This is a genomic window from Pararobbsia silviterrae (genome assembly GCF_003628125.1).
Taxonomy (GTDB): Bacteria; Pseudomonadota; Gammaproteobacteria; order Burkholderiales; family Burkholderiaceae; genus Pararobbsia; species Pararobbsia silviterrae.
Genome location: NZ_RBZU01000001.1, coordinates 45,901 through 69,475, shown reverse-complemented (window position 1 = coordinate 69,475; position 23,575 = coordinate 45,901). Strand labels below are relative to the sequence as shown.

Annotated in this window: 20 protein-coding genes; 5 read left to right on the top strand and 15 right to left on the bottom strand. The window is 65.8% G+C overall.

Features of this window, described 5'->3' with window-relative positions:
* Positions 1-6: 6 nt before the first annotated feature.
* The 6 genes from rhaS to D7S86_RS00305 form a co-directional block, all read right to left on the bottom strand.
* Positions 7-1,014: a rhamnose ABC transporter substrate-binding protein gene (gene rhaS, locus D7S86_RS00330; RefSeq protein WP_121082026.1), complete on the bottom strand. Its 1,008-nt coding sequence runs from the start codon at positions 1,012-1,014 to the stop codon at positions 7-9.
* 86 nt (positions 1,015-1,100) lie between these two features.
* Positions 1,101-2,141, bottom strand: a complete 1,041-nt coding sequence (locus D7S86_RS00325; protein WP_121082024.1) for an ABC transporter permease — start codon at positions 2,139-2,141, stop codon at positions 1,101-1,103.
* Between the two features lie 44 nt (positions 2,142-2,185).
* The gene (locus D7S86_RS00320; protein WP_121082022.1) at positions 2,186-3,253 is read right to left on the bottom strand and encodes an ABC transporter permease; all 1,068 of its coding nucleotides are present in this window, start codon (positions 3,251-3,253) and stop codon (positions 2,186-2,188) included.
* Positions 3,254-3,300: 47 nt separating this feature from the next.
* Positions 3,301-4,821, bottom strand: a complete 1,521-nt coding sequence (locus D7S86_RS00315; protein WP_121082020.1) for a sugar ABC transporter ATP-binding protein — start codon at positions 4,819-4,821, stop codon at positions 3,301-3,303.
* Positions 4,822-4,853: 32 nt separating this feature from the next.
* On the bottom strand, positions 4,854-5,831 hold the full coding sequence (locus D7S86_RS00310; protein WP_121082018.1) for an amidohydrolase family protein: 978 nt from the start codon (positions 5,829-5,831) through the stop codon (positions 4,854-4,856).
* Between the two features lie 80 nt (positions 5,832-5,911).
* A complete protein-coding gene (locus D7S86_RS00305) occupies positions 5,912-6,226 on the bottom strand; it encodes an L-rhamnose mutarotase (protein WP_121082016.1) in 315 nt (104 codons plus the stop codon).
* 150 nt (positions 6,227-6,376) lie between these two features.
* On the opposite strand from D7S86_RS00305, the gene D7S86_RS00300 reads away from it, so the two are divergent.
* From D7S86_RS00300 to D7S86_RS00290, 3 genes are all read left to right on the top strand, one after another.
* On the top strand, positions 6,377-7,339 hold the full coding sequence (locus tag D7S86_RS00300) for a LysR family transcriptional regulator (protein ID WP_121082014.1): 963 nt from the start codon (positions 6,377-6,379) through the stop codon (positions 7,337-7,339).
* A gap of 363 nt (positions 7,340-7,702) precedes the next feature.
* The gene (locus tag D7S86_RS00295) at positions 7,703-9,361 is read left to right on the top strand and encodes an arylsulfatase (protein ID WP_121082012.1); all 1,659 of its coding nucleotides are present in this window, start codon (positions 7,703-7,705) and stop codon (positions 9,359-9,361) included.
* 8 nt (positions 9,362-9,369) lie between these two features.
* The gene (locus D7S86_RS00290) at positions 9,370-10,650 is read left to right on the top strand and encodes an anaerobic sulfatase maturase (protein ID WP_121082010.1); all 1,281 of its coding nucleotides are present in this window, start codon (positions 9,370-9,372) and stop codon (positions 10,648-10,650) included.
* Here D7S86_RS00290 and D7S86_RS00285 read toward each other — a convergent pair.
* The 8 genes from D7S86_RS00285 to D7S86_RS00250 all read right to left on the bottom strand — a co-directional run bounded on the left by D7S86_RS00285 (position 10,628) and on the right by D7S86_RS00250 (position 19,516).
* Positions 10,628-11,215, bottom strand: a complete 588-nt coding sequence (locus D7S86_RS00285) for a LutC/YkgG family protein (RefSeq protein ID WP_121082008.1) — start codon at positions 11,213-11,215, stop codon at positions 10,628-10,630. The genes D7S86_RS00290 and D7S86_RS00285 overlap by 23 nt on opposite strands.
* Entirely contained in the window at positions 11,212-12,639 is a 1,428-nt protein-coding gene (locus D7S86_RS00280) for a lactate utilization protein B (protein ID WP_205962722.1), read from the bottom strand. The genes D7S86_RS00285 and D7S86_RS00280 overlap by 4 nt, the downstream gene beginning before the upstream one ends.
* The gene (locus tag D7S86_RS00275) at positions 12,636-13,379 is read right to left on the bottom strand and encodes a (Fe-S)-binding protein (RefSeq protein ID WP_121082004.1); all 744 of its coding nucleotides are present in this window, start codon (positions 13,377-13,379) and stop codon (positions 12,636-12,638) included. The genes D7S86_RS00280 and D7S86_RS00275 overlap by 4 nt, the downstream gene beginning before the upstream one ends.
* A gap of 54 nt (positions 13,380-13,433) precedes the next feature.
* Positions 13,434-14,216, bottom strand: coding sequence for an L-rhamnose 1-dehydrogenase Lra1 (locus D7S86_RS00270; protein WP_121082002.1), 783 nt, complete (start codon positions 14,214-14,216; stop codon positions 13,434-13,436).
* A 113-nt stretch (positions 14,217-14,329) separates the two neighbouring features.
* The gene (rhmD, locus tag D7S86_RS00265; protein ID WP_121082000.1) at positions 14,330-15,508 is read right to left on the bottom strand and encodes an L-rhamnonate dehydratase; all 1,179 of its coding nucleotides are present in this window, start codon (positions 15,506-15,508) and stop codon (positions 14,330-14,332) included.
* 123 nt (positions 15,509-15,631) lie between these two features.
* Entirely contained in the window at positions 15,632-16,384 is a 753-nt protein-coding gene (locus tag D7S86_RS00260) for an SDR family NAD(P)-dependent oxidoreductase (RefSeq protein ID WP_121081998.1), read from the bottom strand.
* A gap of 115 nt (positions 16,385-16,499) precedes the next feature.
* Positions 16,500-17,186 carry a Fe2+-dependent dioxygenase gene (locus D7S86_RS00255; protein ID WP_121084115.1) on the bottom strand — a complete coding sequence of 229 codons (687 nt, stop codon included), beginning with the start codon at positions 17,184-17,186 and terminating at the stop codon, positions 16,500-16,502.
* A gap of 77 nt (positions 17,187-17,263) precedes the next feature.
* The gene (locus D7S86_RS00250; protein ID WP_121081996.1) at positions 17,264-19,516 is read right to left on the bottom strand and encodes a TonB-dependent siderophore receptor; all 2,253 of its coding nucleotides are present in this window, start codon (positions 19,514-19,516) and stop codon (positions 17,264-17,266) included.
* Positions 19,517-20,324: 808 nt separating this feature from the next.
* On the opposite strand from D7S86_RS00250, the gene D7S86_RS00245 reads away from it, so the two are divergent.
* Complete coding sequence (locus D7S86_RS00245) at positions 20,325-21,803, top strand: SUMF1/EgtB/PvdO family nonheme iron enzyme (RefSeq protein WP_147432165.1); 1,479 nt, start codon at positions 20,325-20,327, stop codon at positions 21,801-21,803.
* Positions 21,804-21,828: 25 nt separating this feature from the next.
* Positions 21,829-22,800, top strand: a complete 972-nt coding sequence (gene egtD / locus D7S86_RS00240; RefSeq protein WP_121081993.1) for an L-histidine N(alpha)-methyltransferase — start codon at positions 21,829-21,831, stop codon at positions 22,798-22,800.
* Positions 22,801-23,075: 275 nt separating this feature from the next.
* Here the strand turns inward: egtD and D7S86_RS00235 are convergent, their stop codons facing one another.
* Positions 23,076-23,270, bottom strand: coding sequence for a hypothetical protein (locus tag D7S86_RS00235; RefSeq protein WP_121081991.1), 195 nt, complete (start codon positions 23,268-23,270; stop codon positions 23,076-23,078).
* Positions 23,271-23,575 lie beyond the last annotated feature (305 nt).

Genomic DNA, 23,575 nt, shown 5'->3' with positions numbered 1-23,575 from the left:
GGTGGTTTAGAAGTTGAAGTTGTCGATATTGCTTGCGTCGAACGTCGTCGGCGGTCCGAGCACGACCTCGCCGTTCTTGCCGACCGTGCGCTTGCCGAGCTTGCCCGCGTCGAACGAATCGCCTTCCTTGCCCGTGATCGTGCCCGACGCAAGGTTCGCGGCCGCGTAGGCTGCGAGGTAGCCGAGTGCGCCCGGATCCCACAGTTGGAACGCCTTGACCGTGCCGTTCTTGACGAACGCGCGCATCTGGTTCGGCGTGCCGAGACCCGTCACGACGACTTGTCCCTTCTTCGGCGACGTCGACAGATAGCGCGCGGCCGCGGCGATGCCGACCGTCGTCGGCGCGATGATCGCCTTGAGGTTCGGATACGCTTGCAGCAGACCTTGCGTCTCGACGAACGACTTCTGGTCGTCGTCGTTGCCGTAAGCGACCTTGACGAGCTTGATCTTCGAGTACTCGGGCTTCTTGAGTTCATCCTCCATGAACTTGATCCAGGTGTTCTGGTTCGTCGCGTTCGGCGTCGCCGACAGCACGGCGATCTCGCCCTCGCCGCCGATGAGCTTCGACGTCAACTGAATCTGACCGCGTCCGATGTCCTCGCTGACGGCCTGATTGACGAAGATCTGGCGGCCGGCCGGCGCGGTATCCGAGTCGAACGTGACGACCTTGATGCCGGCCGCGTGCGCCTTCTGCAGATACGGCACGACGGCGTTCGCATCGTTGGCGGCGATGACGATCGCGTCGACCTTCTGCGTGATCAGCGTATTGATGTACTGGACCTGCGACGACGCGCCGGCGTCCGACGGACCGACGACCTTGCCGTCGCCCTTGAATTCCTTGATGGCGTCGAGGCCGCCGTTGTCCGCGATGACCTCGTAGGGATTGTTGATCTGCTTGGGCAGGAACGCGATCTTGAGTCCCTCCTTGAGGTCGGCCGCGTGGCCGACCCCGCTGACCGCAAGCAACGCCGCGCACAGGGCCGGCATCGCGATCGCTCGAACGTTTCGCAACATGTGAAGCCTCCTAAGGTTGCACTCTTCTGCCGGCTAGCCGGATGACGGTGCGTGGGTGGGTACTGCGGTGAGACGAATGTTTCGCGCTAGACCCGCGCGGCCGCGCGCGCGGCGAGCACGCGGCGTTCGCGCATCGCGCGCCAGCGCGCGAACAGATTCGGGATCAGCACCGACGAGAGCAGCAGCGCGCCCGTGATGATCGTCAGCACTTCGCTCGACACGTCGGTCAGCGTCAGCGCATTGCGCAGCACGCCGATGATCACGAGCGAGAGCAGCACGCCGATCATCGAACCGCGTCCGCCGAAGATGCTGACGCCGCCGAACAGCACGGCCGCGATGACGGACAGCTCGAAGCCTTCGCCGTTATCGCCGCGCGCGCTCGTGAAGCGCAGCGTGTAGATGATCCCCGCGAGCGCGCTCATCGCGCCCGAGATCACGAAGAGCTTGAGTTTCGTGCGCGCGACGTCGATGCCCGAGAACTGCGCGGCCGTCGGATTCGCGCCGATTGCGTAGAGGCTGCGGCCGAACGCCGTCGCCTGGAGCAGCACGCAGAACACGATCGCGCCCACGATCACGATGACGAAGGGCTGCGGCAGAAACGAATTGCCGACCGTGTTGATGCCGAACGACGTGTATTCGGGCGGGAAGTCGGCGATCGCCTGATCGCCGAGCAGCACGTACGCGAGGCCGCGAAAGAACGCGAGCGAGCCGATCGTCACCGCGAGCGAAGGCAGATTGAGCCGCACGATCACGAGCCCGTTGAGCAGCCCCGCGAGCGTTCCCGCGACGAGCACGATCGCGATGACCACGGGCATCGGCAGGCCCATATGCCAGAGCACGCCCATCAAGGCGCTCGATGCGCCGAGCACCGAGGCGACCGACAGATCGATCTCGGCGGCCACGATGATCAGCGTCATCGGCAAGGCCATCAACGCGATTTCGGTGAAGTCGGCGAGCATGTTCGAGAGATTCGCCGCGCCGAGAAAGTCGGGCGACAGCACGCGTCCGAGCGCGAGCGACGCGACGAGCACGACCGCGAGCGAGGCTTCCCAGGGCCAGTGCAGCGCGCGGCGCGAGGGGCGGCCCGCTGCGGGGGCGGAGTCGGGTTTGAGGCCGGTATCTGACATGACGTGTCGTTCCATTCAATCGTGATCGGCGCGCTTGCGTGTGCTTACGCGTGCTCGCGCTTCTTCATCATGCGTTTGGCGACGGAGCGCGCGAGCAGCGTGTCGAGCGTGATCGCCGCGACGATCAGCGCGCCCTGGATCGCCTGCTGCCAGAACGGCGAGACGCGCAGCACGACGAGCGAGATATTGATGACGCCAAGCAGCAGCGCGCCGAGCGTGGCGCCCCAGATCGTGCCGACGCCGCCCGTGATCGCGACGCTGCCGACGACGGCCGCCGCGACGACCTGCAATTCAATGCCCTTCGCCGTGCTCGCGTCGACCGTGCCGAAGCGTGCGAGCCAGAGCGCGCCCGCAAAGCCCGCGATCGCGCCGCTGACGAGAAAGCCGATGAACACGCGCCGGTCCACCGCGATGCCCGCGAGCCGCGCGGCTTCGAGATTCGAGCCGATCGCGTAGTACTCGCGCCCGCCGCGGTAGTAGCGCAGATAGACGCCCATCGCGGCGAGCACGACCGCAGCGATCAGCACGAGATTCGGCACGCCGAGCCACGCGCCGGTCGCGAGGCGCGAATACGCTTCGGGCAGGCTCGTCGCGTTGACTTGGCCGCCATGCACGTATGCGTAGTCGGCGCCGCGGATGATGTAGAGCGTCGACAGCGTCGCGACGAGCGACGGCACGCGGCCGAACGTGACGAGCGCGCCGTTGACGCACCCCGCGACGAGCCCGATGCCGACGCCCGCGAGCAGCGCGACGACGACCGGCATGCCCGGGAAGACGACATAGAGCGTGCCGACGAGATAGGCCGTGATGCCGACGACCGAGCCGACCGACAGATCGATATGGCGCATCAGCATGACGACCGTCATGCCCGCGCTGAGCAGGCTGATGATCGCGACGTTGAGCAGCACGTCGCGCAGGTTCTGGACGTTGAGGAAGCCGGGCCGCGCGAGCGCCGTGCCGAGCACGACGACGACGAGCACGACGACGAGCGTGCTTTCGCGATTGCGCGCGAGCGCGGAGACCAGACGCGCGGCGGCGCCGGCGGACGGCTCGGTCGGTCCCGCGGGCGGCGGGGCGGGGGCCTTCGGAGTGGACGGATGCGATGAGCTCATCGTGGAGAGGTCGTGATGCGGACGATGGGAGATCGAAGGAGCGCGGTTCATGCGGCACGCTCCCAGCGCTGGCCGAGCGCGGCGCTCATGATGCGCTCCTCGTCGGCCTCGGCGCGCGGGAGTTCGGCGCTCAGACGGCCCTCGTGCATGACGAGCACGCGGTCGGCCATGCCGAGCACTTCGGGCAGTTCGCTTGAAATCATGAGCACGGCCATACCGGCGCCGACGAGATCGGCCAGGGTCCGGTAGACCTCGGCCTTCGCGCCGACGTCGATGCCGCGCGTCGGCTCGTCGATGATGAGCACCTTCGGATCGGTCGCGAGCCATTTGCCGATCACGACCTTCTGCTGGTTGCCGCCCGAGAGCGTGCCGACCGGCGCGCTCATGCTCGCGGCCTTGAGGCGCAGGCGCTGGCCCCACGTCTGCGCAAGCTGTTCCTCGCTGCGCGCCGAGATCAGGCCGCCGCGCGCAAGTCGGCCGAGTACGGTCAGCGACGCGTTGCGCGCGATGCTGAGTTCGAGCGCGAGGCCTTGTCCGCGCCGATCCTCGGGCACGAGCGCGAGCCCCGCGCGTACCGACGCCGCGGGACGGCCCAATACAAGACGTTTGCCGAGCAGATGGACTTCGCCGGAATCGACAGGATCGATGCCGAAGATCGCGCGCGCGACTTCGCTGCGGCCCGCGCCGACGAGTCCGGCGAGCGCGACGATCTCGCCGCGCCGCACGTCGAACGAGATGTCGCGGAACACGCCCGTGCGCGTGAGGCCGCGCACCGACAGCGCGACGTCGCCGGGCTGCGTGTCGGCCTTCGGGTAGAACGTATCGAGATCGCGGCCGACCATCTTCGCGACGATCGAATCGGTCGTCATCTCGCGCGTCATCGCGAAGTGGACGGTGCGGCCGTCGCGCATGATCGTGATCCGCTGCGTGAGTTCGAAGACTTCGTCGAGCCGGTGCGTGATGAACAGGATCGCGACGCCGCGCGCGCGGAGCTTCTCGGCGATCGCGAACAGACGCTGGACTTCGGGCAGCGACAGCGCGGCCGTCGGTTCGTCCATGATCAGCACGTTCGCGTTGAGCGAGAGCGCCTTCGCGATCTCGACGACCTGCTGGTCGGCGATCGACAAGCCGCGCACGGGCTGCTGCGCGCGCAGATGCACGCCGAGCGATTCGAGCAGCCGGTCGACGTCGGCATGCATCGCGTCGTAGCGGATGCGGCCCGCGCGGTCGCGCGGCTGCCGGCCCATATGGATGTTCTCGGCGATCGACAGATCGAAGAACAGCGTCGGCTCCTGATAGATGACGGCGATGCCCGCGTTGCGCGCGTCGGCGGGCGTCGCGAACGCGCGCGGCTGGCCGTCGATGCGCAGCTCGCCGCCGTCGGGCTGATAGACCCCGGCGAGCAGTTTGACGAGCGTCGATTTGCCGGCGCCGTTCTCGCCGAGCAGCGCATGGATCTCGCCGGGCCAGAGCGTCAGCGAGGCGTCCTCGAGCGCGCGCACGCGGCCGAAGGTCTTGCTCGCGCGATGCAGCGCGAGGCGGGGTGTCGCGGTCGTGGGGTCGGTCATGGCGAATGCCTCGTGCGTGCCGCGTCGCGCGGTCAGATCCGGTAGACCCGTTCGGCCGTACGCCGGAACAGGGCTTCTTTTTCGGCGGCGCTCGCGCCGTTGACGATCGCCGCGTAGGCGGACCAGAGCGCGTGATAGCCGCCGAACAATCGATCGACCGGAAAATTCGACGCGAACATCGCGCGCTCGACGCCGAATGCGTCGATCGTTTCGAGCACGTACGGACGCAGGCTCTCGACCGTCCACGCGTGGTCGAACATCGCGAGGCCGCTGATCTTGACCGCGACGTTCTCGCACGCGGCGAGCGCGCGCAGGCCGTCGCGCCACGCGCGCCAGCCGAGCGGCGTGTCGCGGTCGACGAACATGCCCGCGTGATTCACGATAAACGGCGTATGGGGGTTTTCCCGCGCGAGTTCGACGGCCTCGGGCATCTGCGACGGGTAGAGCTGCAGATCGAACGAGAGCCGGTATTTACGCAGTAATCCGAAATTGCGGCGCCACGCCGACTCGCGCATATAGTGGCGGCCCACGTAGTCGTAGAGCGGATTCGCATGCACGTTGAGGATCTGCCGGATGCCGCGCGTATTCGGAAACGCCGCATGCGCGGCGAGCACGGCCTCGACGTTGTCGGCCGACAGATCGGCGCCCGCGACGATCGCGTTCGGCATGCCTCGGCTCGCGGCGCCGTCGGCCACCGACTGCAGCCAGCGGGTTTCCTCGACGGGGTCGGCGGGATCGTGATTCGCGTCGATATGAACGGCCTTGACGAGCTCGAAGCGCTCGGGCGACGCCGTCGGATTCGTCGCCGCGGCGTTCGCGTCGGCGACGGCGTGCGCTTCGGGCGCATGCGCGCTGCCGGCGGCGTCGGCGTCGGCGAGAAAATCGGCGATCAGATAGTTGTGCTTGAGCGCGCGCGCGTCGCCGACGAACGAGACGCCGGGGTTCGCGAGCCACGGGTAGTGGTGCGTATCGAGGTCCCACAGGTGTATATGCGGATCGACGATCTTCATGGGCACGGCATCCGTTCGCAGAAGGAAATCCACGACAGCACGCCGCGCATGCTGTCCGTCAAGGTGTCGCGCCGCGCCGCTTACGCGAGATGAAATACGGGCGTGAGCGGCACGACGACCGGCGCATGGTCGGCCTCGGTATCCATGAGGTCGGCCATGTGATCCCACCAGCGCCGCATGATCGGCAAGCCCGGCAGCGCGTCCATCGCGTGATCGGGCGTTCGCTTGAGTACGGCGAACAGGTGGTGTGTCGATTCGTCGAGAAAGATCCAGTAGTCGCGGATACCCGCCTCGCGCAACGCCGCTGCGAGTTCGGGCCAGATGGCGTCGTGGCGCTGCCGGTACGCGTCCTTCATGCCCGGCTTGAGCGTCATGCGAAAGGCGATCGTCTCCATCGACATCCTGTTTCCATGGACGTCGCGCACCGTCGGCGCGCCGCCTGTCTCCGTTGCATTGTTTTATTCCGTGCTTCGACTATAAGCGGGCCAGCGATAACCATTCAATCCGATGTTACGATCAGGCGATCAGAAAAGCGGATCGGTGCGATGACCCTTTCACCCTCGTTCGTGACACTCGTGAATCGCTTGCGATTTCGGCATTTGTCGCTGCTGGTCGCGCTCGACGATACGCGCAATCTCCATCAGGCCGCCGCCGACATCAACGTCGCGCAGCCGAGCGCGAGCCGCATGCTCGCCGATATCGAGGAGGCGTTCGGCTTCGCGCTGTTCGAGCGGCACGCGCGCGGCATGGAGCCCACGCCGCTCGGTATCGAGGCGCTCGCGTACGCGCGCCAGTCGCTTGCGCACCTGACGCGCTTCGCCGAGGGCCTCGAGGTCAAGCGCCGCGGCGGACACGGGCAGTTGACGGTCGGCGCGATCATGGGTGCCGCGCCCGATCTCGTCGCCGTCGCGGTTGCCGATCTGAAGGCCGAACGGCCGCTGCTCAATATCCGGATTCTCGGCGAGACGAGCGACCAGGTCGTCGAACTGCTCGAACGCCGCGAAATCGATCTCGCGCTCGGGCGCTTCACGAACCCGCTGCAGCACAATCATTTCGACTTCGAACCGATCGCGAACGAGACGATGAAGCTCGTCGTGCGCGCGCGGCATCCGCTGATCGGCCAGCCCGCGCCGCGGCTCGCCGACCTCATCGAATGGCCGTGGGTCGTGCAGCCCATCACGAGCCCCGCGCGCAAGCTGTTCGAGGAGGAACTCGCGTCGGCGGGGCTGTCGTCGCCCGCGAATCTCGTCGAGTGCGCATCGATTTTCGCGACGCTCCAGTTGCTCCAGAGCAGCGATGCGGTCGCGATGCTGTCCGAGTCGGTCGCGCGCGACTACCTGCGTGCACGGCTGCTCGTCGATCTGCCCGTCGAGATTGGCAAGAACCTCACGGGCTTCGGCATCCTCGTGCGCAAGCACGAACCCCTCGGCGAGGCCGCGTCGCGCTTCACCGCGCTGCTGCGCAAGTATTCGGGCGCCGCACCGCGCGACGCCGACGCGCCGGCTTGACGCGACGCCGGCGCGCCGACCTGATGCGCCGACCTGGCGCGATGACCTGAATTAGCGGCCTGAACTAGCGACCCGGCGCGACGACCTGAGGTCCCGTGCTGACGCGACGACACCCGTCCGATACCGATGCGACGCAATGTCGCACCATCCCGCATGAACGGGCGCACGACGGCCTTCGATTCTCATAAATTCGTGGGCGGTCGGGCACGGCGCGCGCACGCGCTTGCATGCCGTCGCGAATAGACGAACGCGGTGCCGCCCACGCGGGCGGCGAGCTGGCGATCACCATTTGTTGTCTCCCGCGGTGCGGCGCGCATGACTAGCCTACGCACGCTTTTTGACTCGACGCGGAACAGTGGACTCATGACGAAACGACCTGTACGAGCACGCATCGCGCGCGCCGTCGCCCTTGGTTTGACAGTGCTTGGCGTGGGCGCCCAGGCGGTGGCGGCGGAGCAGGCGCCCAGGCCGAATATCGTGCTGATCGTCGGCGACGACGTGGGCTGGGGCGACCTCGGCGTCTACGGCGGCGGTGTCGGTCGAGGCATGCCGACGCCGAACCTCGATCGGCTCGCCGACGAAGGCATGACGTTTTATTCGTTCTATGGCCAGCCGAGCTCGACGCCGGGCCGCGCGGCCATCCAGACCGGCCGCATTCCGAACCGCAGCGGCATGACGACCGTTGCGTTCCAGGGGCAGGGCGGCGGTCTGCCCGCGGCCGAATGGACGCTCGGGTCGGTGCTCAAGACCGCGAACTACAAGACATTCTTCGTGGGCAAGTGGCATCTCGGCGAAGCCGACGAGTCGCTGCCGAACGCGCATGGCTACGACGAGATGCGCTACGTCGGGCTCTATCACCTGAACGCATATACGTATGCCGATCCCGCGTGGTTCCCCGACATGGATCCGAACATGCGCGCGATGTTCTCGAAGGTCACGCGCGGCGCGCTGTCGGGCAAGGCCGGTGAAAAGCCGCACGAGGACTTCAAGATCAACGGCGCATACGTCGATACGGCAGGCGTCGTCGGCATTCCGTTCTACGATCAATACGTCGAGCGCGCTTCGCTCGACTATCTCGACCGCGTCGCGGCGCAGCACGACGGCAAGCCGTTCTTCATGAACGTCAACTTCATGAAGCTCCATCAGCCGAACATGCCGGCCCCCGAATTCCAGGGCAAGTCGATGTCGAAGACGAAGTATGCGGACTCGGTCGTCGAGCTCGATACGCGCGTCGGCCGCATCATGGACAAGCTTCGCGCGACGGGTCTCGCCGACAACACGATCGTGATCTTCACGTCGGACAACGGCGCGTGGCAGGACGTCTTTCCCGATGCGGGCTACACGCCGTTCCGCGGCACGAAGGGGACCGTGCGCGAAGGCGGCTCGCGCGTGCCGACGATCGCGTGGTGGCCCGGCCATATCAAGGACCATTCGCGCAATCACGACATCGTCGGGGGCCTCGATCTGATGGCGACCTTCGCGTCGCTCGGCGGCGCGAAGCTGCCGACGACCGATCGCGCGGGCAAGCCGACGATCTTCGACAGTTACGACATCACGCCCGTGCTGCTCGGCACCGGTCCCGATCCGCGCACGACGTGGTACTTCTTTACCGAGGACGAGTTGTCGCCGGGCGCCGTGCGCGTGGGCAACTACAAGGCCGTCTACAACCTGCGCGGCGACGGCGGCGTGCTGACGGGCGGTCTCGCTGTCGATTCGAACCTCGGTTGGAAGGGCCCCGCGAAGTATGTCGCGACCGTCCCGCAGATTTTCGATCTGCAGCAGGATCCGCAGGAGCGTTACGACATCTTCATGAACAACTACACCGAGCGCACGTGGACGCTGCCGATCTTCGGCCATGCGATGGAAGAGCTCATGATGACCTACATCAAGTACCCGCCGCGCAAGCAGCAAAGCGAAAGCTACGCGGGCCCGATCACGCTGCCTGAATACGAGAAGAACGCGATGCTGCGCAAGCAGCTCGAATCGCAAGGCGTCAAATTGCCGCTCGGCAATCCGGACTGAGCGTCGATATGGGCGGAACCGCTGCCGTGATTCCGATCGTGCGCGCGCATCCGGTGCAGCGGCACCGTGCACCGGAAGGCGCCGTGCGGCGCTTTCATACGATGGCCAAGCCGATCGGCTCGACGTGCAATCTCGATTGCAGCTATTGCTTCTATCTGCACAAGGAGCCCTTGCTCGATCAGCATCGCGGCCGGCGCATGAGCGACGCGGTGCTCGAATCGTTCATCCGCCAGTACATCGAGGCGCAGGACGGCGAGCAGATCGTGTTCTCGTGGCAAGGCGGCGAGCCGACGATGCTCGGGCTCGACTACTTCGAGCGGATCGTCGAGTTGCAGCAGCGGTACCGGCCGAGCGGCGTGCGCATCGTCAACGATCTGCAGACGAACGCGACGCTGCTCGACGACGCATGGTGCGCGTTCCTCAAGCAGCATGATTTTCTCGTCGGCGTATCGATCGACGGCCCGCGCGCGTTGCACGACGCGTATCGCGTCACGCGCACGGGCAAGCCGACGTTCGATGCCGTCATGCGCGGCATCGACGCGCTCAAGCGTCACGGCGTGCCGTTCAATGCGCTGACCGTCGTCAACCGGATCAACGCGCGCAGGCCCGTCGACGTCTACCGTTTCCTGACGCAGGAGATCGGCGCGACCTATATCCAGTTCAGCCCGTGCGTCGAGACACGCGATTTCGAAACCCGCGAGCCGCTCGGGCATGATCTCGCGGCGCTGCCGCTCGTCGGCTCCCCCGCCGCGCGCCCCGGCCATCCGGACTCGATCGTGACCGACTGGTCCGTCGATCCCGACGACTGGGGCTATTTCCTGAAGCGCACGTTCGACGAATGGGCGCGCAAGGACGTCGGCCGCGTGCTCGTGAACCTGTTCGAGACGGCCGTCGTGCAGACGCGCGGCGGACCGTCGCAGCTCTGCGTGACGTCGGAGTTCTGCGGCAAGGCGCTCGCGATCGAACACGACGGGCGCGTCTATTCGTGCGATCACTTCGTCTATCCCGAGTACGCGCTCGGCGATACGGGCGTCGAACATCTCGGCGACCTCGCGTTCTCGGACCGGCAGAAGGCCTTCGGCTTCGCGAAGCGCGAGACCCTCTCGGACGATTGCCGCGCGTGTCCGCATCTGCGCCTGTGCTGGGGCGAGTGCCCGAAGAACCGGATCGTGCGGACCGCCGACGGTCGCGCGCGGCTCAACTATCTGTGCGCGGGGCTCAAACAGTTCTTTCAGCACGCGGGACCGACGTTGCGCGCGCTCGCGTTCAGCGGGACCCGACCAGCATGACCGTCAGCGAGCGCACGCCTTGTGCGCCGCGCACGAGCACGCCCTCGATGTCGGCGGTTGCCGACGGGCCCGTGACGAGCACCGCGTAGCGCACGCCGTTGAAGTCGTCGCGCAGGTACGCGTCCTGGAGGCCGTCGACGACGTTTGCTTCGTCGAGCACGATGACGAGATGCTGCGCGAGATAGCCGATCGAATTCACGCGATATTCGACTTCGCTGAGCCAGACCGAACCCGTCTCGGCGACGCCGAAACGACCCGGCACGACCGCGACCTCGACATCGTGGAGCGACGCGGGCGGCGTATCGGGCGCGAGCACGCGCGAGCCCGGAATCGCGTCGACGACCGAACACAGCGCGACGTCGGGCCCGAATTTCGCGTCGATCGCGGCGCGTGCCGCATCGATCGAATCGACGCGCACGGCGACGCCGCCATAGAGCGCGAGTCCCGCGATAAAGCGTTCGATGCGATCGCCGGCCGGGGTTTCGAACAGCGGCACGTCGGGCATCGAGACCGGCGCGGGCTGCGACGCGCGGATTTTCGCGAGCATGCGTTCTCGTGAGCTCATGACTGCTCCTGTCCGGGTTCGACGGACTGCGTGCCGCGGTGCGTCGCATACCACTCGTGGAACGTTTGTTTGGGCACGCCGGGCAGATCGCGGTGGCGTCCCCAGATGTTCAGCGGGTTGTAGAGCATGAAGTTCGGCAGACGTTCGAGCGCGGTCGACATCGACTTGATCGTCGTCCGATAGAGCTTCGGGCTCGCGAGCAGACGTCCCGCGACGCTGAGCGCCTTCTGTTTGACGAACGGCAGCTCGTGATGCGCGGCGACGACTTGCCGCCACTTGTAGAGCTGGTCATGGATGTCGATCTTGACCGGGCAGACGTTCGAGCAACTGCCGTTGAGCGTCGACGCATAGGGCAGCGCGCTGAATTTCTTGAGATCGTAGGTCGGATTGATGATCGCGCCGATCGGGCCCGCGTAGGTGCTGCCGTACGAGAGACCGCCGCTGCGCCGATAAACGGGGCACGTGTTCATGCATGCGCCGCAGCGGATGCACTTGAGCGAATGCCAGAAGTCCTGCATCGCGAGCCGTTCGCTGCGGCCGTTGTCGACGATCACGTAATGGAGTTCCGCGCCTTCGCGCGGCGCGCGAAAGTGCGACGTGTATTGCGTGATCGGCGAGCCGAGCGCGCTGCGCGACAGCAGCCGCACGAAGATGCCGAGATCGCGCGTGCGCGGGATCAGCTTCTCGATGCCCATCGTCACGATATGCAGCGGCGGCACGTTCGCGCTGAGATCCGCATTGCCTTCATTCGTGCAGACGACGACGGTGCCCGTTTCGGCGACCGCGAAGTTGCAGCCCGTCATGCCGGCCTCGGCGCGCAGGAAGTAGGGCCGCGTATGCTGACGCTGGCTTTCCGCGAGATACGGAATATCGGTGTTCTTCGGATCGCTGCCGATCGTCTTCGAGAAGACCTCGGCGACGTCCTGACGCAGCTTGTGGACCGCGGGCATCACGATATGGCTCGGATCCTCGTGATCGAGCTGCTGGATGCGTTCGCCGAGATCGGTCTCCATGATCTCGATGCCGCGCGCTTCGAGATACGGGCGCATGCCGCATTCCTCGGTCAGCATCGACTTGCTCTTGACGAGCGTCGTCACATGACGCTCCGACAGGATCCGGTGAACGATCTCGTTATGCTCGTGCGCGTCGGCCGCCCAATGCACCTTCACGCCATGCGCTTCGGCCTGGTCCGCGAACTGTTCGAGATACTGTGACAGATGCGAGAGCGTATGTTCCTTGAGCGCCGATGCGGCCGCGCGCAGCTGCTCCCATTCGGGGATGCCGTGCATCAGCGTGTCGCGTTTCTGGCGGATGTCCCAGAGGCGCTTGTCGTGGAACGCGATATGGTCTTCGCGCGCGATGAACTTGCCGGCCGCTTTCGCGTGATCGATCTTGCCGGGCTTGCCGTGTATCGTCGCAGTCATTCGCGGGCTCCGTTGAGGACCTGCGCAATATGGATGAAGCGCATGCCGAGCCCGATCCGGTCCGAGCAGCCCTTCTGATGCATGAGGCATGACATGTCGGCCGAGACGATGTATTCGGCGCCCGCGGTCCGATGATCGCGGACCTTGTCCTGCCCCATGCGGACCGACACGGCTTCCTCGCCGACCGAGAACGTGCCGCCGAATCCGCAGCATTCGTCGGGCCGCGTGGGGGCCGCGAATTCGATGCCCTTGACGTTCGAGAGCAGGGCGAGCGGCTTCGAGAACGCGGGCGCGTCGACTTCGCTGATCGAGGCCTGCTTCAGATGGCGCAGCGCGCTGCAACTATTGTGAAGACCGACCTTGTGCGGAAACTCGGCCCACGGAAAGTCGCGCACGCCGAGCACGTCATGGAGGAATTCGACGAGTTCATAGGTCCGCGCGCGGACCTGCGTGACGGCCTCGGTCTGGACGATCGCCGTCATGTGCGATCGCACATGATGCACGCAGCTCGACGACGGGCCCACGATGTAGTCGTAGCCCGCGAAGCTGTCGGCGTACAGTTGCTCGCAGCCGGCCGCGTCGGCTTCGCTGCCGTTGTTGGCCATCGGCTGGCCGCAGCAGGTCTGCGTGGCCGGATAGTGGACGTCGAGACCGAATCGCTCGAGCAGCTCGAGCGTGGCGATGCCGACCTCGGGATAGAACGCGTCGATGAAACACGGAACAAACAGCGCGACTTTCAAGCTTGCCTCGCGAACTCGGCCATCGCGCGCGCTACGGCGCTCGACTCGACGGCACTATTGAAGGTTGACGAACAAGCCGCCATCGACGAGCAGCGCGGCGCCCGTCACATAACGCGCCAAGTCGGAGGCCAGGAACACCACGACATCGGCGACGTCGTCTGGGCGGCCGAGCCGGCCGAGCGGAATCCGTCGTTCGAAATACGATTTCTTCTCGGGCGAGGACAGATCGTCGGCATTGAGGTCGGTCGCGATCGTGCCCGGCATGACCGAGTTACATCGAATTTTATAAGGGCCGAGTGCGATTGCACAGGATTGCATCAAAGAATGGACGCCGGCCTTCGTCGGCGTGTAATGCGTCTGCATGCCGCCGCCGACGAGCGCGCTGATCGAACTCGTCGCGACGATCGCGCCGCCGTCGCCTTGCGCTTTCATCTGGTTTGCGGCGGCTTGCGTCACGTAAAACGCGCCGCCGAGATTGACCGCGACAGTCGTCTCGAAGACCTTGGGCGGCATGTCGAGGAACGCGTGGAAGGGACAGATGCCCGCGTTGCTCGCGAGCACGTCGACGCGGCCGAATGCATCGACCGTCTTCGCGACGAGTTCGGTCGCGGTCGCGGGCTGCGAGACGTCGCCCTCGACGGCGATCGCGCGGCGGCCGAGCGCCCCGATCTCGTCGAGCACCGTCTCGACGGCCGAACGCTTGTGGTACGACGCGTCGTTCTCGCCCCAGTAATTGATCGCGACGTGCGCGCCTTCGCGCGCGCAGGCGAGCGCGATCGCACGGCCGATGCCGCGCGATCCGCCGGTCACGATGACGACTTTGTTCTCGAGCAGCATGGCGGGCTTCCGTTGTCGGGTTGAATGCGGCGCGCGGCGGTTTCGGCGGGTCCGGTCGGCCGCGCGATGTTCATAGGTGAATCGTGGTCTCGGGCCGGGCCGCCGATGCCGGCTCAGTGTTCGTAGGGACGGTGCAGCGCACAATCGGGATTGAGCCGCACGCCGAACCCCGGCGTATCCGGCACCTTCATGCGGCCGTTGACGGGGACCGGTTCGTCGAGCAGCAGCGGCGTGAACATCGGCACGACCTCGTCGGCCTTCGGGGCCATCATCAGGAACTCCGAGAACGGCGAATTGTGCCGCGTCACGACGAAGTGATAACTGTAGACCGATGAGCCGTGCGGCACGACGAGCGCGTTGTGCGCATCGGCCAGCGCCGAGATCTTGATGAGTTCGGTAATCCCGCCGCACCAGCCGACATCGGGCTGGATCATGTCGCAGCAGCCCATTTCGAGCAGCATCCGGAAACCCCAGCGCGTCGCTTCGTGCTCGCCCGTCGTCACCCACATGCCGCGCGGCACGTTGCGCCGGAGTTCGGCATAGCCCCAGTAGTCGTCGGGCGGCAGCGCCTCCTCGATCCACTTGAGGCCGTAGGGCCGCGCGAGTTCGGCGAAGCGCGTCGCATAGCGCAGATCGAGACTCATCCAGCAGTCGTACATGAGCCAGAAGTCATCGCCGACGCGCTCGCGCATGTCGGCGAGCTTCGCGAGGTTCTTGCGCAGCCCTTCCTCGCCCTCGGCCGGGCCATGCTGCAACGGCATCTTGCCGCCGATGAAGCCCATCTTCTTCGCGAGGTCCGGGCGCGCGCCCGTCGCGTAGAACTGGAGTTCGTCGCGCACGGGACCGCCGAGCAGATGGAACACGGGTTCCTTGCGGACCTTGCCGAGCAGGTCCCAGAGCGCGAGATCGACGCCCGAGATCGTATTGAGCACGATGCCCTTGCGGCCGTAGTAGAGCGTGCCGTTGTACATCAGATCCCACATCTTTTCGATGTCGGTCACGAGCTGGCCTTCGAGGAAGCGCGCGAGATGCTTTTCGACGATGAACGCGCCGATCTCGCCGCCCGTCGTGACCGCGAAGCCGACCGTGCCGTCGCTCGCCTCGATTTCGACGACGAGCGTGCCGAGCACGTTGATGCCGAAGCTGCGGCGGCTTTGCCGGTACTCGGGGTAGCGCGCGAGCGGCGTCGCGATATGGTCGTCGATCCAGTGACCGTCGTCCTGGTCGTGATAATCGGCGCCGCCTCCGCGTACCGTGAACGCACGGACGTGGGCAATCTTGGGCATGGACATGGTGGATCTCCGTCGAGGAACGGGCGCTGCGTGCGTCGAGCCGCAGCGCCGCAAAACCGGGCATTCGGGATGTCGCGGGCGGTCGCGCGCGCTCGGGCCGCGCGCGACGCGATCGAGCGCGGGTCAGTACGTCGCGCGGCCGCCCGAGAGGTCGAACACGGACGCCGTGCTGAACGCGCAGTCTTCGGAGCAGAGCCAGAGGATCATGGCCGCGGCCTCCGACGGCTGCAGGAAGCGCGCCATCGGAATGCGCTGCAGCATGTAGTCGATGTGCTGCTGCGTCATCGTGTCGAAGATCTCGGTCTTCGCGGCGGCCGGCGTGACGGCATTCACGAGGATGTTCTTCGTCGCGAGTTCCTTGCCGAGCGACTTCGTGAGGCCGATCAGGCCCGCCTTCGAAGCGCTGTAGTGCGAGGCGTTCGGATTGCCTTCCTTCGCGGCGACCGACGCCACGTTGACGATGCGGCCGTAGCCGCGCGCGATCATGTGCGGGACGATCGCGCGGCACGTCAGGTAGGGGCCGATCAGATTGACGTCGATGACGCGGCGCCACGTGTCGGGCGGCAGTTCCCAGAGCGGCCCGTTGCCGCCCGTGATGCCCGCGTTGTTGACCAGACCGTCGATGTGGCCGTGCGCATCGAGCGTGGCCTGGGTGGCGGCGTTGACCGAGGCTTCGTCGGTCAGCTCGACGACGTGCGTCGATACCTGGCCGAGCGCCGCGAGTTCGCCGGCCGACTGGGCGAGCCGCGCCGCGTCGACGTCCCAAAGCGCGACGCGCGCGCTCGACTCGAGCGCGCGCTGTGCGACTGCGTAACCGATGCCGCGCGCGCCGCCCGTGACGACGATCACGCGCCCGCTCAAGTCGATCTGGTTCACCGTGTCTCCGAATCGTTCGTTGTCGTTCGGACGACTATATCGGCAACGCGATAGCCGACCAATCGCATTCGATGATCGGGCGATAGCTAAATGGAATTGCCCGGCAGGACCGAAATCAGGTCTCGCTCCACTGGCGCAGCAGGTTGTGATAGCAGCCGACGAGCGTGCGGCGCGCGGCGTCGTCGGCCGACGTCGCGTTCAGGCGCTGGATCGCGTTGTCGAGGTCGAACAGGATCGTGCGTTTCGCGTCGTCGCGCACGAGGCATTGGATCCAGAAGAAGCTCGCCACGCGCACGCCGCGCGTGACGGGCGAGACGCGATGCAGGCTGCTGGCCGGATAGACGATCGCGTCGCCGGCGGGCAGCTTGACTTCGTGGACGCCGTACGTGTCCTCGATCAGCAGTTCGCCGCCGTCGTAGTCGGCCGGATCCGAGAGAAAGACCGTGATCGAGAGATCCGCGCGGATCTTGCGGCCCGTGGCCGGCGAAATACGCACCGAGCCGTCGACGTGGTTGCCGAACGTCATGCCCTCGCCGTAGCGGTTGAACATCGGCGGGTAGACCTGGTTCGGCACCGCGAAGCTGATGAACAGCGGATTGCGTTCGAGCAGCGCGAGAATCCGGTCGCCGAGCTCGGCCGCGAGGCCCGAGAGCTCGTCGATTTGCTGGTTGAGCTTGACCGGGGCGCCCGAGTAGCCGGCCGACACGCGCCCGTCGACCCATGGGGCGTCGGGCGCGTCGAGGCGTGCGCGGAGGGCGGCGACGGTGTCGCGGTCAAGCAAATGCGGAATCGACAGGATCATGGTGACGAGCGTGTAGGACGACGGCAGGTGCAAAGGGGGGCGAAGCGCCCCCCGGGGATCATGCACCGCGAATCGGATTAGAAGCGATAGGTGCCCGTCACGAGCACCGTGCGGCCGATGCCCGGCACCGCACGGCCGCCGTCCGACGGGATCAGCGCGTCGTAATAGTACTTGTTCGTCAGGTTCAGCAGATTGACGCGGATATCGTACTTGGGCCGGCGGTATGCGAGGGTTGCGTCCCAGCGCGTATAGCCGCCGACCGAGACGTAGTTCGTGTTCGCCGCATAGCGCGACGACAGATACGTGAGGCCGCCGCCGACTTCCCAGTGGCTCAGCGGCTCGTAGGTCGACCAGAGCGTGAGCGTGTTGCGCGGCGTGTTGGCCGGCGTATGGCCTTGCGTGCCGTCGCTGGCCGAGACGACGAGCGCGTCGAGATAGGTATAGCCGCCGTAGACCTTCCACTTGTCGGTCAGGTTGCCCGCGATGCCCGTCTGGAAGCCGTTGACGCGGATGTCTCCGGTCAGCTCGTAGACGCCTGTATCGGTTTCCGTGCGCGAATTCGTCTGTTCGATCTGGAACAGCGACGACGTCACGGACAGATTGCCGCCGAGCAGATCCCACTTCGCGCCGACTTCATACGAACGGTTCTTTTCGGGCGCGAGATTCTGCGTGCCCGACGTGACCGTCAGCGTTTCGAGCGAGGGGTCGAACGACGTACCGTACGACGCGTAGTACGACTGCGTGTCGGTCGGCTGCCAGATGATGCCGCCGCGCACGCTCGTGAAATCGTTGGTCTGCGCCGCGTAGCCCGGCGCGCTGACCGTGTTCGAGATTTCGGCCTGATACCGGTCCCAGCGCAGTCCGCCGACGACCTTCCAGTGCTCGCCGAGCGAGACCGTGTCGTTCGCGTAGATACCGATGCTGTTCGCGCCGGCGTTCGCGTAGTTGCCCGCGACTTCGGGCGAGGTCGCCGGGTCCCACGCGGTGATCTGCGGGTCGACGAGCGACACGATCGGCAAATTGCTGCGCGTGTACGACTGGTTCGTGTAGTTGTCGTGGCCGATCTCGATGCCCGTGACGACGTCGTGCTTGATGCCGCCCGTGTCGAATTTCGTGAGGAGGTCCGTCGTGTTGTAAAGCGACGAATCCGTGATCACGCGATCGTGCGACTGGAGCTTGATATAGAGATCCGACAGCGGCAGGTTCGTGTAATTGCCGTTCGACAGCGCGGGGCTCGACGCGAGCGGGCCCGTGAGCACGCTTTGCGGCGCGGTCTCGCGCGCATCGACCGTGTAGTGCGAGTACTGGAGCTGGTCGCGCAGCGTGACGTTGTCGTTGAAGCGATGTGTGATGCGGCCCGACACGATTTCGGTGTCCTGGATCGTGCGGTCGGTCGTTTGTCCGTAGAACGTGCCTTTGTCGACATCGGCCGGATGGCCGTTGATCGATTGGACGCCATAGTCGGGCTGGTCGTCGTTGTGCTGGATCAGCGCCGACAGCGTGACTTCGGTCGGCGTGCCGATGCCGAAGCTGATCTCGGGCGCGAAGCCGAAGTCCTTCATCTTTTCGATATCGCGCGTCGAGCCCATGCTCTGGCCGAATGCGTTGATGCGGAACGCCGACGTGTCGGACAGCGGACGGTCGAGGTCGACGGTGGTCCGGTAGCGGTCGTTCGAGCCGATCGTCGCCGAGACCTCGGAGACCGGCGTCAGTTGGGCCTGCTTGCTGACCTGATTGATGACGCCGCCCGTCGAGCCGCGCCCGAACAGCATCGACGACGGGCCGTAGAGCACTTCGATCGATTCGAGATCGAACGTGTCGCGATAGTACTGGCCGCGGTCGCGGAAGCCGTCGAGATAGATGTCTGTCCGCGCGGTGAAGCCGCGCAGATTGACGTTGTTGCCGATCGTGCCGCCCTCGGCCGCGCCGATCGTGACGCCCGGCGCATTGCGCAGCGCATCGGAGAACGACGTCGCGCCTTGCGATTCGAGCAGCGAGCGGTTGATGACGGTGACCTGCTGGGGGATGTCGCGCAGCGCCGTCGGGACCTTTGCGCCGACGGTGGACGTATCGGCCGCGAACGCGTCCTTGTCCGCGGCGCCGTTGACCTGGACCGTGGGCAACGCGCCCTCGTCGTGTGAGGACGCAGCCGTGGCGGGCGTCGCCGACGGCTTTTTCTGGGAGGCGTTCGACGGGTCGGCGGTCGTCGAAGGCATGGCCGTGGCCGATGCCGGCGGGGCGGTCTGCGCGTGCGCGGGCAGCGCGACGGACAGCGAAATGGCGCCGGCGGACAGCAGCGCCGCCGAAAGCGGGGAAGAACGTAGCGTCATGGTTACCTGGTCAGTCGTAGGCCCTTGATGGGCGTGGCGAAGCGCGTTCATGAACGCGTTCGGATATCGGCTGGCTTGGCGAACCTGACGCATGGCCGCGAGCCTCTCGGCTGGACCAAGATGCGGTGCGTGTGTGCGGTGCCTGGCTGGCTTATCGAGGCAGGCCAGGGATCGCTCGGCATCGGCATAAATAAGCCGACAACGCCGTGCGAAGCACGCAGACTGCACTCAGTTCTAATTGAGAATCAATATTATTACCGGTGTAAGGCAATCAAAAAAACTTACCCGTTGATTCGTAAGGACTTTCGTTAGCATTTTGTAGGTATTGTGATTTTGAGGCGGTATCGGGAGCGACAGCCCTCGATCGGTTTTTGAGGTGGAACCGAACGCTTGGGCCTCATTGCTTGGCTGCGCCGACGTTCAGAAGCGATAGGTGCCCGTCGCGAGCGGCCGGCACCCGGCACCGCCCGGCCGCTGCTCGACGCAATCCGTGCGTCGTAATAGGACGTGTTCGTCGGGTTAAGCGTATTCAGACGAACGTCGTATTGGGTTTGCCGCAGACCATGTCGAGCGCGTGCCGTGCCGAGCAGCGGCGCGATCGACCGGAACGGATCGTGCTGCATCCGTCCGTATTGCGCGTTCGCCGAAGCGCGCCGACCCCGCGCAATTCCACGGGGCGCGTCGGCGGTCATGGCGCGCGTTCGAATCGCTGCCCTACGCGAAAGGCATATTCGTGCAAGTCTTGCAGACTCTTCGCATTCAGTCGGCTGCGGATCACGCCGGCCTGTCCATTTGGAGCGAGCGCGAGATGACGAAAACTTCCCCCACGCCGCGCGACGCGTGGCCTTTGCTGCTGGCGCGTCTCGATCACGCGCGCGCGGCGACGGACAGCCTGTTCGGCTTGCTCGTCGATGACGCGTTTTACGATCGCACGATCGCCGAACGACACCGGATCGGTTTCTATCGAGGCCATCTCGATGCGTTCGACTGGAATCTGTTCAACGGACGCCTGTTCGATCGCGCGTCCGTCAATCCCGCCCACGATCGCCTGTTCGCATTCGGCATCGATCCGATCGACGGTCAGTTGCCGTCGGACTCGGTGTCGGACTGGCCCGCGCGAGCCGAGGTCGAGCAGTACTGCTGCGCCGTGCGCGAGATCATCGATGGCGAGCTGCGCCGGTGCGCGCACGCGGGCGTCGTGGACGGCGCGGCGGGGGAGTCGGCGGCGCGCTTGCTCAATGTCGCGATCGAGCACCGGCTCATGCATGCCGAGACGCTCGCGTATTTGCTGCATCAGTTGCCGCTTGACCGCAAGGTCGAAGGACCGCGCTCGTTCGTGCCCGATGCCCCGCGCGTCGAGCCGTCGATGGTCGAGATTCCCGCGGGGCGCGCGCGGCTCGGCATGCCCGCTGACGCAACGTCGGCGTTCGGCTGGTGCAACGAGTTCGACGGGCTCGATGTCGATGTGCCGGCGTTCTCGATCGACACGTATATGGTCAGCAACGGCGCGTTTCTCGCGTTCGTCGAGGCAGGCGGATACCGGAATCCGGCGTACTGGAGCGAAGCCGATTGGGCATGGCGTGAGGCGAACGGGATCGAGCATCCGGTGTTCTGGCGTCGCGCACGGGGCGAGCGTGAGGATCGTGGCGTGCATGGCGTTGGCGCCGCACAGGGCGCACATCCGTCTCGTGACGTCGAAGACGCGCATGAAGCCCACGCGCGCTTGGCTGCGGCGAATGAGGCGCGTTCGGACGGTGGTGCGTCCGATTCCGCGAGGCCGAACGCGGCCATCGAGGCGTCAGGCGAGGGCACGGCTTGGACGTTCGTGACGATGTTCGACGAGATCGCGTTGCCGTTGAACTGGCCTGTCTATGTGAGTTATGCCGAGGCGAGCGCGTATGCGCGCTGGGCCGGCAAGCAGTTGCCGAGCGAAGCGCAGTGGCAGCGTGCGGCCGGCGCGCGCCACGCGCACCATGGCAATTTCGATTTCGCGTATTTCGATCCGATGGCCGTCGATGCCGATCTGCACGAGCGCAGCGAGGCGGGCGTCGTCGGCATGTGGGGGAATGGCTGGGAGTGGACACGGACGACGTTCGGTCCGTTGCCGGGATTCGAGGCGTTCGAATGCTATCCGGGGTATTCGGCGAATTTCTTCGACGGCGAGCACTACGTGCTCAAGGGCGGCTCGATGCGTACCGCGAGCTGCATGATCCGGCCGTCGTTCCGGAACTGGTTTCAGCCGCGCTACCCGTATGTGTATGCAGGTTTCCGCTGCGTCGACGCTTGATGACGCGGCTTCACGAGGAGACGATATGGCCCACCCCGTGCTTGCTGACGCAGTCCGCAGCGCGTTCGCCGAGGATGTCCGGCTCGGTTTGACGCGTGTGCCGCAGAAGGAGTTGCCGTCGAAGTATCTGTACGACGCCGTCGGTTCCGCGTTGTTCGACGTGATTACCGTGTTGCCCGAATACGGCGTGACGCGCGCGGAAGAGCGCGTGCTGATCGCCCATGCGGCCGATCTCGCGCGTCTCGTGCCGAATACGACGCGCGTGGCCGAACTCGGCAGCGGCAGCGGCCGCAAGACCCGCCGCATTCTCGAGGCCTTGACCGCGCGACGTGACGTGACGTACTGCCCGATCGAAATCTCGCCCGCCGCGCTCGCGCAATGTGAGCGCGCACTCCGTGATCTTGAGCGGGTGCGTGTTGAAGGGCAGGCGTTTGAGTATCTCGACGGATTGAAGCGTGTCGCGGACGCGCGCGGGCGCTCGGACGAGCGATTGCTGGTGATGTTCCTGGGGTCGACGATCGGGAACTTCCGGCGGCTCGCGGCAGCGCATTTTCTGCGTGACGTCCGGCATCTGATGCGCGCGGGGGATGCGCTTTTGCTCGGTGCGGATCTGCTCAAGCCCGAGCCTGTGCTGATCGAGGCGTATGACGATCCGGCCGGCGTAACGGCTGCGTTCAACCTGAATATGCTGGGGCGCTTGAATCGCGAACTCGGTGCGGATTTCGATCTGCGCGCGTTCGAGCACGTCGCGCGATTCGATCCGGTTGCCCGGGCGATCGAGATGCATTTGCGCGCGCGCAGCGATCAGACCGTGACGATCGGGGCGGCGGACTTGACCGTCGAGTTCCGGCGCGGAGAGACGATCTGGACGGAGGCGAGCCACAAGTACACGCTCGACGATATTGCGCATCTTGGCGATGTGGCCGGGTTCGAGCAGCTCGCGCAGTGGACGGATGCCGAATGGCCGTTCGCGGAGACGCTGTTCGTCGCGCGTTGAGGGGAGATGGCGCGCCTGACGGTTGGGCGTGAGCGCTTTTGCTCGGCCGACGTCAAGCGAAACGGAGGCCGTGCCGGAGCGAGGCACGGTACACGCGTGGGCGGGGCAGTGGCTCAAGCAAGGCGCGGGTTCTGCATGACTGACGCTGCGTTACGGCTGGAGTTGGAGCGGAGGCAACAGGCAAGCGAAACGGGCGAGCGCACGCGATGCGTTCGCCCGTTTGTTGATGAACCGTTGTCTAGGAGCGGTCTGCCCGGGTGGGTCAGGCCGCGTCGTCAGAGCATGGCGGGGAGGGCTTCCACGAGCACCATCCCGCAGAGCGCGCCGATCGCCGCGCCGAGCAGGCGTAGCGTGTTGGTTCGCATTTTCGTGCGCATCGGGATCGCGCCGAGAAACAAGGCGCCTGCGAGCGCCATCGGGATCAACAGAATAAAGTCGTTGATCGTGAACATTTCGAAGTTGAAGTTCATGCGTGTCTCCGTCCCGTTCGTGGACCTCTTGTCAGGAGTATAGGCAACACGCCCGGATTGCAAAGGTGGGCTTGCCCGCATGTGATGCTGCGCTGCGGCATACCTTGCAGCACGGGCTGCATTTCGAACCCCGAACCCCTCGCTCCAGCGGCCCCAATCCGTGGCTGACACGACGAAATTGCTCGACGATGAGGCTTGCGGGAGGCGCGCGGAAAGGCGGCGGGAGGGCTGCCGCTCTCCGAATCGGGCACGCGGAGCTCGATCGCGATGATCGTTCTCGCCCAGGCAGCTCGCGCGTCGTCAGC

Bases quoted from the DNA above. Each gene is read 5' to 3' on its own strand.
- D7S86_RS00305 (WP_121082016.1), bottom strand. From the start codon at position 6,226: ATGGAGACGATCGCCTTTCGCATGACGCTCAAGCCGGGCATGAAGGAC.
- D7S86_RS00300 (WP_121082014.1), top strand. From the start codon at position 6,377: ATGACCCTTTCACCCTCGTTCGTGACACTCGTGAATCGCTTGCGATTT.
- D7S86_RS00315 (WP_121082020.1), bottom strand. From the start codon at position 4,821: ATGACCGACCCCACGACCGCGACACCCCGCCTCGCGCTGCATCGCGCG.
- D7S86_RS00290 (WP_121082010.1), top strand. From the start codon at position 9,370: ATGGGCGGAACCGCTGCCGTGATTCCGATCGTGCGCGCGCATCCGGTG.
- D7S86_RS00250 (WP_121081996.1), bottom strand. From the start codon at position 19,516: ATGACGCTACGTTCTTCCCCGCTTTCGGCGGCGCTGCTGTCCGCCGGC.
- D7S86_RS00325 (WP_121082024.1), bottom strand. From the start codon at position 2,141: ATGTCAGATACCGGCCTCAAACCCGACTCCGCCCCCGCAGCGGGCCGC.
- D7S86_RS00295 (WP_121082012.1), top strand. From the start codon at position 7,703: ATGACGAAACGACCTGTACGAGCACGCATCGCGCGCGCCGTCGCCCTT.
- D7S86_RS00280 (WP_205962722.1), bottom strand. From the start codon at position 12,639: ATGACTGCGACGATACACGGCAAGCCCGGCAAGATCGATCACGCGAAA.
- egtD (WP_121081993.1), top strand. From the start codon at position 21,829: ATGGCCCACCCCGTGCTTGCTGACGCAGTCCGCAGCGCGTTCGCCGAG.
- D7S86_RS00255 (WP_121084115.1), bottom strand. From the start codon at position 17,186: ATGATCCTGTCGATTCCGCATTTGCTTGACCGCGACACCGTCGCCGCC.
- rhmD (WP_121082000.1), bottom strand. From the start codon at position 15,508: ATGTCCATGCCCAAGATTGCCCACGTCCGTGCGTTCACGGTACGCGGA.
- D7S86_RS00270 (WP_121082002.1), bottom strand. From the start codon at position 14,216: ATGCTGCTCGAGAACAAAGTCGTCATCGTGACCGGCGGATCGCGCGGC.
- D7S86_RS00245 (WP_147432165.1), top strand. From the start codon at position 20,325: ATGACGAAAACTTCCCCCACGCCGCGCGACGCGTGGCCTTTGCTGCTG.
- D7S86_RS00235 (WP_121081991.1), bottom strand. From the start codon at position 23,270: ATGAACTTCAACTTCGAAATGTTCACGATCAACGACTTTATTCTGTTG.
- D7S86_RS00320 (WP_121082022.1), bottom strand. From the start codon at position 3,253: ATGAGCTCATCGCATCCGTCCACTCCGAAGGCCCCCGCCCCGCCGCCC.
- rhaS (WP_121082026.1), bottom strand. From the start codon at position 1,014: ATGTTGCGAAACGTTCGAGCGATCGCGATGCCGGCCCTGTGCGCGGCG.
- D7S86_RS00285 (WP_121082008.1), bottom strand. From the start codon at position 11,215: ATGAGCTCACGAGAACGCATGCTCGCGAAAATCCGCGCGTCGCAGCCC.
- D7S86_RS00310 (WP_121082018.1), bottom strand. From the start codon at position 5,831: ATGAAGATCGTCGATCCGCATATACACCTGTGGGACCTCGATACGCAC.